Source organism: Chlorogloea sp. CCALA 695, assembly GCF_003003885.1.
In the GTDB taxonomy this organism is placed as follows: domain Bacteria; phylum Cyanobacteriota; class Cyanobacteriia; order Cyanobacteriales; family Chroococcidiopsidaceae; genus Aliterella.
Genome location: NZ_PVWN01000082.1, coordinates 1 through 14,851, shown reverse-complemented (window position 1 = coordinate 14,851; position 14,851 = coordinate 1). Strand labels below are relative to the sequence as shown.

The 14,851-nt window shown below is 40.6% G+C and carries 11 protein-coding genes and 1 pseudogene; 10 read left to right on the top strand and 2 right to left on the bottom strand.

Going from position 1 to position 14,851, the window contains the following annotated elements; all coding sequences use genetic code 11:
* From C7B70_RS23210 to C7B70_RS23185, 6 genes are all read left to right on the top strand, one after another.
* Positions 1 to 258 (top strand): hypothetical protein (locus C7B70_RS23210; RefSeq protein WP_106371309.1); only part of this gene is annotated, 258 nt, incomplete at its 5' end.
* 4 nt (positions 259 to 262) lie between these two features.
* On the top strand, positions 263 to 673 hold the full coding sequence (locus tag C7B70_RS23205) for a PIN domain-containing protein (RefSeq protein ID WP_106371308.1): 411 nt from the start codon (positions 263 to 265) through the stop codon (positions 671 to 673).
* The gene (locus C7B70_RS23200) at positions 670 to 3,753 is read left to right on the top strand and encodes a DUF1156 domain-containing protein (RefSeq protein ID WP_106371307.1); all 3,084 of its coding nucleotides are present in this window, start codon (positions 670 to 672) and stop codon (positions 3,751 to 3,753) included. The genes C7B70_RS23205 and C7B70_RS23200 overlap by 4 nt, the downstream gene beginning before the upstream one ends.
* 59 nt (positions 3,754 to 3,812) lie before the next feature.
* Positions 3,813 to 4,379 carry a hypothetical protein gene (locus tag C7B70_RS23195; protein WP_106371306.1) on the top strand — a complete coding sequence of 189 codons (567 nt, stop codon included), beginning with the start codon at positions 3,813 to 3,815 and terminating at the stop codon, positions 4,377 to 4,379.
* A gap of 25 nt (positions 4,380 to 4,404) precedes the next feature.
* Positions 4,405 to 7,389: an ATP-binding protein gene (locus tag C7B70_RS23190; protein ID WP_106371305.1), complete on the top strand. Its 2,985-nt coding sequence runs from the start codon at positions 4,405 to 4,407 to the stop codon at positions 7,387 to 7,389.
* A gap of 53 nt (positions 7,390 to 7,442) precedes the next feature.
* Positions 7,443 to 9,188, top strand: coding sequence for an SIR2 family protein (locus C7B70_RS23185; protein WP_106371304.1), 1,746 nt, complete (start codon positions 7,443 to 7,445; stop codon positions 9,186 to 9,188).
* Positions 9,189 to 9,264: 76 nt separating this feature from the next.
* Here C7B70_RS23185 and C7B70_RS23180 read toward each other — a convergent pair whose 3' ends face one another.
* Positions 9,265 to 9,489, bottom strand: a complete 225-nt coding sequence (locus C7B70_RS23180; protein WP_106371303.1) for a hypothetical protein — start codon at positions 9,487 to 9,489, stop codon at positions 9,265 to 9,267.
* Between the two features lie 1,004 nt (positions 9,490 to 10,493).
* Between C7B70_RS23180 and C7B70_RS23170 the strand changes: the two genes are divergently transcribed.
* From C7B70_RS23170 to C7B70_RS23155, 4 genes are read left to right on the top strand one after another with little or no spacing between them, the layout of a single operon-like run.
* Positions 10,494 to 11,474 (top strand): hypothetical protein, encoded by a 981-nt coding sequence (locus C7B70_RS23170; RefSeq protein ID WP_106371301.1) that lies wholly within the window; start codon positions 10,494 to 10,496, stop codon positions 11,472 to 11,474.
* A gap of 22 nt (positions 11,475 to 11,496) precedes the next feature.
* Positions 11,497 to 12,165 carry a VWA domain-containing protein gene (locus tag C7B70_RS23165; protein ID WP_106371300.1) on the top strand — a complete coding sequence of 223 codons (669 nt, stop codon included), beginning with the start codon at positions 11,497 to 11,499 and terminating at the stop codon, positions 12,163 to 12,165.
* Positions 12,166 to 12,167: 2 nt separating this feature from the next.
* Positions 12,168 to 13,796 carry a PP2C family serine/threonine-protein phosphatase gene (locus C7B70_RS23160; protein WP_106371299.1) on the top strand — a complete coding sequence of 543 codons (1,629 nt, stop codon included), beginning with the start codon at positions 12,168 to 12,170 and terminating at the stop codon, positions 13,794 to 13,796.
* 26 nt (positions 13,797 to 13,822) lie between these two features.
* Positions 13,823 to 14,212 carry a hypothetical protein gene (locus C7B70_RS23155; RefSeq protein ID WP_146134151.1) on the top strand — a complete coding sequence of 130 codons (390 nt, stop codon included), beginning with the start codon at positions 13,823 to 13,825 and terminating at the stop codon, positions 14,210 to 14,212.
* A 32-nt stretch (positions 14,213 to 14,244) separates the two neighbouring features.
* On the opposite strand, the pseudogene C7B70_RS23150 reads toward C7B70_RS23155, so the two are convergent.
* Positions 14,245 to 14,388: pseudogene (locus C7B70_RS23150) on the bottom strand (IS1 family transposase); the annotation flags it as partial.
* Between the last annotated feature and the right edge of the window lie 463 nt (positions 14,389 to 14,851).

Genomic DNA, 14,851 nt, shown 5'->3' with positions numbered 1-14,851 from the left:
AAGGAGCTATTGATTAAAAAGTTAGAAACCTTGCTACCAGAGGAGCAAGAAAAAGTTATTGAGTTTGTTGATTTTTTAGAATTTTCTCGTCACGTCAAAGAGCGGCAATCATTGCCCAAAGACACGGCAGTTTCGCCCCTCGGAAACCGTTTACGAGAAATTCGTGCAGAAATTATTGCCTCTGGAGAACAGTTGCTAACTCCCGAACAAGCCGACTGCGAGAAAGCCGATCGGCGCGGTGGGTATCAGGGAAATTAAACTAATGATTCGCACTCTCCTTGATTCAGGGGTATTAATCTATGCAGCACGGGGAGAAGATGCGATCGCCGAAGCAGCACTGCAAATTATTGAAGACTCTAATAGAGAGCTTGCTTCTAGTATATTTTTGAAGCTAGAAATTCTCCCCAAAGTAATTTTCAATAAGCGCGAAAAAGAAATTCGCTTTTATGAAGCATTTTTCAGTGCTGTTCATTACTGGGCAATCGACGTAGATTTGATTATTCGCAATGCTTACAGAGAAGCAAGTGAATTTGGCTTAGGAGCAATGGACGCACTGCACGTAGCGGCTGCTGTTTCTGTAGGGGCGACAGAGTTTATCACCAACGAAAAGCCCAACAAGTCTATTCATCGTACCCAAAGTATTCAAGTTATCTCCATTCATTCCACTTTATGACCTACCCCAAACGCCTAATTGAAGTTGACCTACCCATCAAGCGCATTTCTGCCCACGCGCGGCGAGAAAAATCAATTCGTCACGGGCATATTTCAACGCTGCATATTTGGTGGGCGCGGCGACCTTTGGCGGCGTGTCGAGCGGTAATTTGTGCATCTTTGTGGATCGATCCGGCTGACCCATTATGTCCGCAGGAATTTAGAGATAAATCCGCAGAAATTATTACAAAGTTTGCTAAAAAAGCGGCAACGGATGAAGGGTTAGCAAATCACTGTTCGTCCGAAAATTGGAGTAAATGGAAGACATTGGTAAAGCCAGGAAATCAGCTTGATACCAATAACTTACAGCACTTGAGTGCGTTGCGCTCTTTACTATTAGATTTCATTGCAGACTTTGCCAACTGGGATAACTCCACCCAAGGCGATTATTTAGAGACAGCACGGGCATTGACTCAGGCAGCACACGAAGCTTTAGGTGGTGAAGTTGGGACGCGACCATTGGTAGTTGACCCGTTTGCGGGAGGCGGATCAATTCCCTTAGAAGCGCTCCGGGTAGGAGCAGATGCTTTTGCCAGCGATCTTAATCCAGTGGCGGTGCTATTAAATAAGGTGGTATTGGAATATATACCCAAGTATGGGCAGCGTTTGGCAGACGAGGTACGGAAATGGGGTCAGTGGGTTAAGGAAGAAGCTGAGAAAGAGTTAGCAGAATTTTACCCTAAAGATCCTGATGGCAGTACGCCAATCGCTTACTTGTGGGCAAGAACAATTATTTCTGAAGCTCCCGATGATGGCACGGGCATTCCTGTAGAAGTGCCACTAATGCGAAGTCTCTGGTTGGCGAAGAAGGTTGGTAGATATAAGGCTTTGCGCTGGGTACGGGATAAACAAGGCATTGTCGAAACTGAGACAGTGGAAGTAACTTATGCAGATGGGGTAACGCGCAAGGTGCGCCGTCCACTGTTGGAGATTTTTGAGCCAAATAATGAGAAAGAGGTTGAAAAAGGAACAGTGGCAAGGGGTTCAGGAACTTGTCCTGTAAGTGGTTATACAACGCCTGTAGCTTCGGTGAGAAAGCAGCTGAAAAAGCGTAGTGGCGGTGCAGTAGATGCAAGACTTCTTTGTGTGGTGTTAATAAAACCAGGTTCACAAGGCAGGTTTTATCAGTTACCAAAAGAGAGAGAGGTTAGCGCTATGAAAAAAGTTATTACCGAGCTAGAAAAACGTCAAAAAGCTCATAAAAGCGATATTCCTCTTGTACCTGATGAAGTTTTGCCTGTGATGAGTGGAGTTTTCAATGCACCGATATATGGTCACTCCACTTGGGGGAGTATATATACAAAGCGACAAAACTTAAACTTGATAGTTTTCTCTCAACTAATTCATACAGTTAGATCAAAGATTGTATCTGAAGATAGTATTGCAGTTGCAGTTGTAACCTTATTGGCTTTAGCTATGGATAAGCAAGCCGACCTTGGTAATGCTCTTGTACGTTGGAAAATTGATGCCGAATGCCCTGTCAATCTTTTTGGTAGACAAGCCATTCCTATGCTGTGGGATTTTGCAGAATCCACACCTTTATCTACTTCAAGTGGATCTTGGCTGAGTATGTATGAGCGAACAGCATATGCAATTGAACAATGCAAATATGAGCAAACTTGGATAGGCGATGTTGAAAAATTTAGTGCTACAAATCACCCATTACCTAATGATGCGTCGCAATGCTTTTTTTCTGATCCTCCTTACTATAATGCAGTCCCCTATGCTGATTTATCAGACTTTTTCTATATTCTACTAAGACGAAATTTACGAGAAGTCCATCCAATTCTATTTGAGAGTAAACTATCTCCAAAAAATGAAGAAATTTGCGAGATGGCTGGCTGGGACTCGCTTAGATATTCTCACAAAAATGGTGAATGGTTTGAAGAGCAGATGGGTAAGGCAATGGCAGAAGGTCGGCGAGTGCTGGCTCCTAATGGTATAGGTATTATTGTTTTTGCTCACAAATCTACAGCAGGATGGGAAGCCCAATTACAAGCAATGATCGATGCTGGTTGGATTTTTACAGGCTCATGGACAATTGATACTGAAATGGGTAATCGTCTTAGAGCTATAAACTCCGCCGCCCTTGCATCATCAATACACCTCGTTTGCCGTCCTAGAGAAAACCCTGATGGCACACTACGCGAAGAAATCGGAGACTGGCGCGATGTGTTGCAAGAATTACCACAACGAATTGAAGAATGGATGCCACGCCTTACTGAGCAAGGCGTAGTCGGAGCCGATGCCATTTTTGCTTGCTTAGGTCCCGCCCTAGAAATTTTCTCCCGTTATTCCAGTGTTGAGAAAGCAAGTGGTGAGATAGTCCCATTACGGGAATACCTTGAATATGTCTGGGCGGCCATTTCTAAAGAAGCACTTAGTACAATCTTCAAAGACGCAGACACCTCTAGTTTTGAAGCAGATGCCCGTCTGACCGCCATGTGGTTATGGACTCTATCGGCTGGCGATGGAGAAGCATCTAAACTACCCTTACCAGAAGATGCAATTGAGGAAGATGAAGAAGATACCACTGGCAAAAAAGCAAAGGTAACAGGCTTTGTCCTTGAATACGATGCTGCCCGTAAAATCGCCCAAGGACTCGGCGCACATCTGGAAAACCTTACCCACTTAGTTGAAGTCAAAGGTGACAAAGCTCGTCTGCTACCCGTCAGAGAACGCGGCGCTTACCTATTTGGTAAAGAAGGCATCATCCCGGATGCCACTACCAAGAAGAAAAGCAAGGGCAATAAACAATTAACACTTGTAGGCATACTCCCCGATCTTCCTGAAGACGAGCATGGCGAAATCAAACTTACTCGTATTGGCGAAACCGTCTGCGACAAAGTACACCAGGCGATGTTGTTATTTAACTCAGGACGCAGCGAAGCACTTAAACGCTTTTTAGTTGATGAAGGGATTGGCAACGATAGTAAGTTTTGGCAACTAGCTCAATCCTTTTCAGCGCTTTATCCTACGGGATCTGATGAAAAACGTTGGGTCGATGGATTGCTGGCTCGGAAGAAGGGGCTGGGACTGTAGCTTTAGCAGGCAATTAAAAACTTCACAAAAATTACTCTTCAACTAGAGGAAACCAAATAATGGCTCGAAGCATTGCTAAAACATGGCAAATTACATTTGAAGAACTTCTGCATCAAGAAAACTACGCCGAATCGCTAAAGCAGTTAGTAGGATTAAGCAACTGGACAAAGGGTATGACCGCCGCCGTTGTAGCTACTTGCCAATTACTGGGTTGGCAAGCTTCAGCAAAAGGACACCCTTTAGCTAATAGGAGTATTGCCTCTAGCGAATTCTTAGCACTTGATGTCATGGCATTTGCCAATAACGCTCAATGGCAGTTTCCTATCGCTGTGATCGAACTAGAGAATAATCACGAACGTATCGCTTACTCGTTATGGAAAGTGCTTTGCATTCGAGTTCCACTCAGGATCGTATTTTGTTACTGCCGAAGTCCCAGCGATCGCATTTATGCAATTGAAAACTTAGGCAACAGCGTTATCAAACCTATGTCTATAGCCGACCGTATAGCAATTAGTGGCGAAACTCTTGTAGTTGTCGGAAGTAAAAATGAATTGGCTATATTTCCTACTGGTTTCTTTAAGTGGTGGGAATTAGATACAAATACTGGAACTTTTCAAATTTTTTAAACTTACTTATTAAAAACATAAAATAATGGCACTTAAACCTTGGTACAAAGTTGAGGGACTTATCCCCCGCGAAGACTTACGCGAAAACCGCCCCCTTGATGCTTCAGAATTTGCAGTTAACCTAGATCACGTCCGCGAACATCGCGCTCCTCGTGACTATCAAGACCCAGCAAAATTCTTTAGTCGCACTTATCTCACCCGTTGGTTAACAGAATTTTCTGGGCAAGTTGTACGCCGCTTATCAGGAATTAAAACCGAAGCCAATGCCGTTTATAATCTGGCAACTCAGTTTGGTGGCGGTAAAACCCACGCACTAACTTTGCTCTACCACTTGGCACAAAACGGAGAGGCTGCTAAGTCTTGGACTGGCGTTAATAAAATTCTCGCTCAAGCAGATATCAAAACATTACCTACAGCGGCGGTGGCTGTATTTGTCGGTACAGAATTTGATTCTATTAGAGGTCGCGGTGGTGATGATGGTACGCCCTTACGCAAAACGCCTTGGGGTGAAATTGCTTTCCAGTTAGGCGGTGAAGAAGCTTTTGCAATTGTTGCCGAACACGATGCCCAGTTTGTCGAACCTAAAGGCGATGTTATTCGCGCCTTTTTGCCGAAAGATAAGCCATGCTTGATTTTGATGGATGAGATTCTTAACTACGTCTCTAGCTACCGCACTAAAGGTTACAACGATCGCCTTTATAACTTTATGCAGGCACTATCGGAAACAGCTAGAGGCGAAGATAATATAGTTTTAATTGCCTCTATCCCAGCTTCAGTGATGGAATACACTGCCGAAGACGAGCAAGACGAGCAACGCTTCAAAAAGATGCTCGACCGCGTGGGCAAAGCAGTAGTGATGTCTGCCGAAGCAGAAGCTTCCGAAATTATCCGTAGAAGGCTATTTGAATGGGACCATGGGGCGGTAACGGCGGAAGGTAAAATCATGCTGCCCAAAGATGCGGTCGCAACTTGCCACCAATATGCAGATTGGGTAGTAGAAAATCGCAGCCAACTTCCTAGCTGGTTTCCTATCGATAATGCCTACGAAGCTTTCGCAGCGACCTATCCCTTTCACCCCACCGTACTATCAGTTTTTGAGCGCAAGTGGGCGGCGCTACCTAGATTTCAACGGACGCGCGGCATTCTGCGCTTATTGGCTCTTTGGGTATCCCGCGCCTATCAAGAAGGCTTCCAAAATAATAATAAAGAAGCATTAATTACTTTAGGCAGCGCACCCTTAGATGATCCGATGTTCCGCTCGGCAGTATTTGAGCAGATGGGTGAAAACCGATTGGAGACAGCAGTTACAACTGATATTTGTGGAAAGAAAGGCTCTCATGCTATTCGCCTAGATGCTGAAGCACAAGATGAGATTAAAAAAGCTCGGTTGCACCGCAAAGCAGCTTCAACTATTTTCTTTGAGTCCAATGGCGGCGTAGTCCGAGCAGAAGCAACTTTACCAGAAGTGCGATTAGCGATCGCTGACCCCAACTTAAATATTGGTAGCGTTGAAATTGTCCTAGATACGCTTAAAAATGATTGCTACTACTTGACTGTCGAAAGCACCAAGTATCACTTTAGTTTGTCGCCAAACTTGAATAAGATTTTAGCAGACCGTCGCGCCAGTGTTCAGGATGAGAGTATCAGCACTCGCGTTCAGGCAGAAATCAAAAAAGTATTTACTCGGATTCCTGACGTAGATGTTCGCTACTTTCCCGAACAATCAGGCGATATTCCCAATACTCCATCGCTGACTTTAGCTGTCCTATCCAGTGATCGCTCTAAGGATGATCCAATAATTGAAAAAATTATCCGCGAATCAGGTATGACTGACCGTACTTACAAAAGTGCCGTCATTTTTGCAATCGCTGCCTCTAATAACGTACTTAGAGATGAGGCTCGTAAAGTTTTAGCTTGGGAGGATATTCGAGAACAAGAATCGGATAACTTAAACGGGGTACAAAAGCGGCAGCTTGAGGAGAACTTAAAGAAAGCTCAACGCGATGCAACGGAAGCTGTGTGGCGTACTTATAAGTACATTGTCCTATTAGGAAAAGGTAATGCGCTTCGTACTGTTGACTTAGGCTTAGTCACATCTAGCAGTGCAGATGCCTCGAAATCGATGACGGCGATTATTATCAATCGGCTGAAGACGGGAGACGATATTCAAGAGAGTATTGTCCCTCGTTTTTTATCGCGTAATTGGTCGCCTGCGTTTAAAGAATGGAGTACCAAAGCCATCCGCGATGCCTTTTTTTCGTCCCCCAGCTTCCCCCGATTGCTTAATGCTAATGCGATTAAGGAGACTATTGCTAAAGGTGTTAAAGAAGGCGACTTTGCCTATGTGGGTAAAGCACCTGATAGTAAATATCAGCCATTTTACTTTCAGGAAAACAGCTTTGGTGCGGACACCGTTGAAATTTCTGATGATATTTATTTGATCAAAGCGGAAGATGCCGAGCAGTACAAAAAAGAGCAAGCTGACCCACCGCGCTTAACTACATTGGCGATTTCCCCCAGCAATGTTACCTTAAATCCTCAACAAGGACAGACGTTCACCGTGCAAGGCTTTGACCAGCACGACCGAGATATTGAGATTGCTGGAGTTTTGTGGACAGCAACCGGGGGTATGATTGATTCTCAAGGGACATTGATTGTGGGAGAAGTGCAAGGCAGTTTTACCGTTACAGTGACCGTTGAAGCAATCTCTTCTTCTGTCGGTTTTAACGTGAAAAAAGAGTCTGTTGTTGACCCACCTATAATCATATCTCCACCTTCTCCACTGCCTGCCCAATCTAATCAGATTACTTGGTCGGGAGAGGTTGCGCCGCAAAAGTGGACGCAGTTTTATACCAAGGTGTTATCTAAGTTTGCTGCTAACAAAAACTTAAAGTTGAAGCTCAAAGTAGAGGTAATTGTAGATGGTGAAGTTTCCGAGCAAAGGCTTGAGGAAACAAAGATTGCCTTGCAAGAACTTGGTTTGGATAACGATGTGCGATCACATCTTTGAGCTTTATCTAAACAAATTACTAACAAATAATAATAAATTTATTGATTACTGGCATGATCGACCCAATTTTATCGCTGTCGCTTTCTATTCACGCGAATCAAGGAGTTTACGCACTGCTTCTTGGCTCAGGGGTATCTAGGTCGGCTGGAATTCCTACAGGATGGGAAGTAGTGTTGGATTTAATTCGTAAATTAGCCCTTCTTAGTAGTGAAGATTGCCAACCCGATGCTGCTACCTGGTACAGAAATAAATATCAAGAAGAACCTAATTATTCCAAGCTTATTGACTTGATTGCTAAGTCACCATCGGAACGTAGTCAGTTACTAAAAAATTACTTTGAACCTACTTCAGAAGACCGCGAACAAGGTTTAAAAATGCCAACAGCAACGCATAGGGCAATAGCAAGTTTAGTTGCGGAGGGGTACATTCGAGTAATCTTAACAACTAATTTCGACCGTTTGATGGAGAAGGCTCTGGAAGAAGTTGGGATTAATCCTACAGTGATCGATACTCCAGATGCCATAAACGGAGCTATGCCTCTCACGCATACAAAGTGTTCAATTATTAAAATGCACGGCGACTACCTCGACACTCGTATCAAGAACACTCCTACTGAGCTTGAGCAATACGATCAGCGTTTGGATAGTTTGTTGGATCGAGTTTTTGATGAGTTTGGGTTAATTGTATGCGGATGGTCTGGAGAATGGGATACTGCCTTGCGCTCTGCTATTGAGCGCTGCCCAAACCGCCGATTCACAACTTACTGGGCAGCTAGAAGGGAACCGAAGGGGTTAGCAAAAGATTTATTTGGGCTTCGAGGAGGGGTCTTTGTCCAAATTCGGGATGCGGACTCGTTTTTTGAGGAGTTGGCAGAAAAAGTTTTCGCGTTGCAGGAACTTGAGAAACCTCACCCACTTTCTGCAAAAGTTGCCGTTGTTCGTTTGAAAAAAGACCTCGTTGAGGATCGCTACAGAATTCGCCTCCACGACTTGGTAATGCAAGAAGTGGAAAAAGTCTATAGTGAGTTATCCTCCAATCGCTTTTCCTTATCCATACCACATAGCCCCGAAGCGCTTATACAGCGAGTGAAGGATTATGAGTCGGTTACAGAAATACTTGTGGCTATGATGGTCACTGGATGCTATTGGGGAGAAGAATCGCATGAATATCTATGGATAGATACTCTTGAACGAGTTGCTAATGTCCATGAGCCAAAAACCGGGGGGTCGGGTACAAAAATATGGAAAAGTCTTAGTTTGTATCCAGCACTTGTAATACTCTACGCAGGAGGTATAGCCGCGATTGCTTCTGGACGCTACGATACTTTTGCTGGCTTACTTATACAACCTCAAGTTAGAGAATTAGAGAGGAGCAAACCGCCTGCTTTTGCTTTATTTACTTTGTCAATTATGGACAACAAGGTTGCCGAAAAACTACTTAATGAAGGCGGCGGACGACACACACCACTTAGCGATTACCTACACAAAATACTTCGCGAACCATTACGAGATTTTTTACCTCAAGAAGATCGCTATACAAAATGCTTCGATAGATTTGAATATCTTTTGGCTTTGGTTTGTAGTGACTGGTATGAAAAGCAATTAAGACAATTTTGGGGTCCGATAGGAAGTTTTGGTTGGAGACGAGAAATTGTAGATCAAATAGCACAGGAGTCTTTAAAAGCAGGCGAAGACTGGTTACTATTAAAGGCTGGTTTGTTTAATGGTTCAGGCAAAAGATTTCAACTCGTGCAGGCAAACTTTCATCAGCAATTAGCAGAGCAAACTATTAGATGGTAGTTACGATCTTTGATTGTAAAGAATAGACACTTCTATGAAAGGCTATACGCAAAAGCTATAAACTACTTTGCTTTGCCTAACGCTTGGGTCGCCATTGCAATTGCTCCTGTAAACGCAAGAAAAAGTGACGCGCTATTTTTAGCGCCTCCTGATATTCTGCTTCATTTGTATGCTCTGACCAACCTCGCTTAGTTTGCTCCTTAACAAACCCAAACACCGCCGCGTGAATCAGGGCAGAATTATTAGCAAAATTGGGTTCATAACCTTTATCGACTACTCTTTGGATCGCATCCGCAAGCAAAGCAACGGAATTTTTGATTAACTTACGTTAGAACGTTCTCTAATCTACCTTTATGAAGATATCTTAGCTTATTCTTATTCTCCCTTATTTTTATAGTATTTACTACCATTCCATTGAGCTAAAAAACTCCAGCCACACGATTTTTTCTTAAATGTATTCTTTGAATTCTAATCAAGTCTTATACATCGAGCGTAACAAACAGCCGGATAAATTGTATTTGTTTGCGACCATAAAAATTATTACTCAATTTATTCTCCCTTTTCTGTCACTCTCCGAGAGGGTAATCTTTAAAAGCTTTGTCAGGCAATCAATCCAAGCTATCTTACTACAAAAACTTGGTCATTGTATTTATTATTAGGAAAAAATTTTGCAATTACTTTGTATATAGAAGCTCTGGAACTCAGAAATAGTAAGAGTTTTCAGAGAGTAACAAAAGAGAAATATAGCATCAGTAAACCTTTTTTAATATTTGAAGAAACTAGACTCGACTAGGATAAAAGTCTAATGAATGGGGGCTTATTCGTCATATTAATTAATCTAAATGAGTTGCGATTACAGATCAAGCTAACTATTTTTAGAAAATAAGTCATCCGTAAAAATTCGGCTTGTAAAGTTTAGTTTTTTTAAACTTGCTAGTTTTCACGGATGCTAATAAATTGATGCAACGAATATAATGAGTATTAAGTCTTCACTATCCAGGTTAAAACTCTATTAATTTTAGTCAGCATATTATTAAGCTTTAATTGACAGCAATTGTACACATATGAAACAACTTCTAAACATCGAGATCAACGAAGTTTTGCAGCAAATCAAACAGATTCAATTAGATATTACTTCTATTGAAACGGAAAATATTGTAATACTCGCTGAGGTAACTGCATATATCCAATCAAAAATGACCGTAAATAATAATTACACCTTTCAAGCATTATCAATTTTTTCCTACTAAAGAATGTCAATTATTAGCCAATGAAATTTTAATTGTTAAGTCCGGGAGCTAGTTTATGGATGTTTATGATGCTAAAGGTCAAGGTCGATTGTTAGGAGAAAAAGTTGGAGGAGGGGGTCAAGGAGATGTTTATTTAGTTGATTCAGAACCAAATAAAGTTGTCAAGATATTTCATTCCGATAAGTTCAAAGAGAGAGGGGCAGAATTTCAAGAAAAAATAAAAGTACAAATTAGTATGGAGGAATTACTCTTTCACTCTAATATCGCTTGGCCAAGAATTCTAGTTTTCGATAAAAATGCTGAGTGGATTGGATATGCAATGAAAAAGGGTGAAGGGGTACCCTTGACAAAACTTGCACATCCAATGCTTTACCAAAAATACTTTCCGAATCTGAACCGAATTAATATAGTTCAAATGTTGCTAACCTTATTGAATATTGTGGAGGACTTGCATAAAAATCAAGTATACATTGGTGATATAAATACAGAGAACATTATTTGTAATTCTAAAACATTTCAACCTTATCTAATTGATGCAGATAGTTATCAAATAAAACAAACTAATAGAATTTATTACTGCCCTGTTGGTAGACCCGAAATGACTCCGATAGAACATCATGGAAAAGATTTTCAACAGGTTATAAGGACAGTTGAAAGTGATCTTTTTTCTCTAGCAATTCTTATGTTTCAATGTTTAATGCTGGGTCGGCATCCTTATGACAATATTGGTGGTGGCAATCCTGTAGATAATTTAAGAAATAGTAGTTTCCCCTATGGTCGAGGAGGTGTAAGACCTGGATATGAAGGGGCAATTCCAAAAGGAGATTGGTACAATATTTGGAGTCATTTAACATACAGTGTGAAGAGCCTGTTTATTAAAACTTTAAAGGATGGTGTTAAACAACCATCTCAGCGCGCATCTATTGCCGAATGGCAAGATGCTTTGGAAAAATATCTTCATGCAATGCAAAAGGGATACAACGCCAAAGAAGTTAAGCCGAAAGAAGCAAAACAGAATCAAGATGATGAACATTAATATTTAGAAAAGGAAAAAATTTATGCCTACGAATTTCTATGATGATTTAATTGACAATCCTACTCCACGCTGTCCCTGTATGCTAGTTCTGGACGTTAGTGGAAGTATGGATGGAGAACCGATAAAAGAGTTAAACGAAGGAGTTAATCAGTTTATTCAAGCAGTTATGCAAGATGATTTCGCATCTTATGCTGTTGATATAGGCATCATTACTTTTGGTGGAAAAGCCCAAGAAATTGTTCCAATTAAATCTGTTCAGCAGGTAGACGTATCTACGCTGTCTGCTACTGGAAGTACGCCTATGGGCGAAGCTGTAAATAAAGCAATTCAGGTTTTAGAAAAACGTAAACAGGAATATAAAAACTCCGGCGTTTCCTATTATCAGCCTTGGTTAGTATTAATGAGCGATGGGGAACCTACTGATAATTATAAAGTTGCTGCAACTAAGCTACGCCAGTTAGCTGAAACGAGGAAAATGCTTGTAATTGCAGTTGGTATTGGAGATTCGTGTAATTTCAGCAAGCTCTCTGAGTTTTGTCCATCTGACAACCCACCCAGACAACTTACAGGGCTGAAATTTCAAGAATTTTTTAAGTGGCTCTCTCAGAGTGTAGGGGAAGTAATTACCAAATCTACTCCTGGAGTCAGTTTTCAAGCAACACAATCGACTAATGGCTGGGAAAGCTTTTAATTATGAAATTGGAGTTAATCAACAAATTATTTCAGAATCTAAAGCACTACTTAAATACATTAATTTTTAAAGTTGCTTTCAATAGTAGTGAGGAGCATTTAGTCGAGGGAGATGAGTTAATGGGAAACAAACAGAAGAAAGTCCAGCTCACAGAATTAGAATATAAAGAGTTTTTAGCTAACTTCCCAGGAGCTAGTCCATCTGTAGTTAAGAAAATAGGAAATGATGGTTATTTTTATTCAATAATTATAAAGGAGTTATGTGATATTCAAAAAAGAGACGGTAAGGAGGCTATATCAGATGATTGTATAGAGTACGTTAAGTCTAAAAATAAGTCTAAAAAAAGTAATCTAAGTCCTCACACTGACAAATCTAATTCTAAAAATTTTACTAATACAACACAGTTTTCACATCACAAAAGCCAACGACTGGTTGTTCCAACTGCCAATGTTAACACTGCATTAAATAGGGGTTTTGAAAATGCTTTACTAGCTAGTGGATCGAATGAAATACCTAGTTTAGCTGATCAAAAACAAGCTGAATCTAAAAATTCTATTGAGTTAAGTATTCTTGATTTATCTCTTTCAGAAGTTAATAACCAACAAGAGATAGCCACACAGCAATGCGTTAAATCTGAGCAGGCTACTTCAAATACATCTGAATCTTCAAGCATTAAGCAAGACGCTTTAGTAGTAACGAATAATACATCACAGACTACTTTATTTACAGAAATAAAAGTTCCTAAAATATCCGAGACTGAATCTGAGACATTTGTAGACGAAACTATTACCCAGTTAGTCTCGACAGACCAATCATTAGCTTCTTTGGAAGAATTTACAGATATTCAAGAGAAATTGACAGATTGGAAATGGCGAAGGGTTTTTGATGCTGTTGTTGGAAGTTCACATTTAAAGGCAAATCCTTCTATCCCTTGTCAAGATGCTGCATTAGCTGTATTGGTTCCAAGACCTGCTATTTTTGTCGCAGATGGTGCAGGAAGCGCACGACTGTCTCATTTTGGATCAAGTGCTGTAGTTAGATACTTAAATCGATTTATAGCATCTATAGAAGATATTAACCAAGAATTTTTAGATCAAGATAGACAACAAGAAATAGATGCTGATAAAAGATATGCTTATCGCTTTATAAAGTACACAATTGGAATACTTCAAGAGCTGTCACAGGTAGAAAAAGAGCCTATTGATCTCTTTAAATGTACTTTGTTAATAACAATAATTGGTAAATCTAAATTATTTTGGCTAAAAATTGGAGATGGTTCCATAGTAATTGAAAAAGACCAAGCTTTGGAATTAATTGGCCCATTAGGAAAAGGAGATTTTGCAAACCAAACTACTTTTGTAACAGAGAATATTACAGACAAGGATATTCACTATGGCTTTCTTGACGTTCAGCACGTTACAGCAGTAGCTGCTTTTACAGATGGGGCTGCAGAAAAGCTTGTTACAGCCAATGGTTTACAGATATCACGAACTTTGAGTAAAATATTTCATCATATCCGAACAGGAGAGTATACCCAGGATGACTTACATCAATTCCTAAGCAAAAAAGATATTTGGTTAAAAACAACAGGTGATGATAAAGGAATTGCGATTTTGTCATATCTGTTGTAATCCTGTACTGAAGCTTTTCAATTTAATTGACTCGAATTGGTAATAATATGTTTAATTATAGAAATGAATCAGTTAGGGCTGCGAGTGCAACTTATCGTAAAGCAAAAGCTGCAGTAGTAGAATCTCTAGGCGTAGACTTGCCAAATACTAAGTATCCGAGTGAAGACTTTCAGAATGCAGTAGATTTAATTGATGAAAAGATTTTGAATGTCTATAAACAGGGGTTAAGGCGCGGTTTGAGGCAAGTAATTGCTTGGATTGCTAATGGAACGATCAGTTTTCAAAATGGTGGTTTTAAAGTCAATACTGATTTAAAAATTGAGATTAAGAGAGTAAAGCCAGATGGAACATTCCAACTCTTGAGATACAAGCTAACGCCTGTTGATCTTGGTTTAGAAGAAGGAGAAACTGACTAAAAATGCAATAGGGGTTGACACTAAGGGCAGTGCTAAACATATAAGGATTTATTGTAAGGGTGGATAAAAAGCCAAATAGCACTAATATGATTCTCTAATTTCTTGGAAAACGAAAGTGTCTTTCTCACCAACCGAGCAATACGTTGACGCATAGTACAGTCGAAACGCTCAATATGAACCTATCCCACTAACTTAGGGAAGCAGATATAGCAACAAGTAAGAGGGAGGAAAGGGTTATGTTGCAAAAAATTATTGAGTTGCAATAGTCCTCAGTTGTTGACAGCTATATTCCACATGTAGCGTTTTTAGAAGTAACTAAACAATATATGTGGGACTTGATTGTCAACTATTACAGGTTATTGACAACAAGAAATTTTTTGCAACAACCGCCTAATGTATCGTGTATCCGTAGGTAAATATTTCCCTTTGGAAAGGCAGCACGAGCCACCTGTGTAGTTTCAATGGGTATGTCAGGTATATTTTGGGGATGTATCGACATATTGAACTCATGCCCAACTGTAGGAATTTATTGTGATCCTACTCCTTTTTGAGATGTCCCAAGCAGGGCTACCGCATAAAAAAGATGAGGTAGTGTGGGGTAAAGTAAAGCAAGTAGGAACACCCCAGTGAGTCAGACAA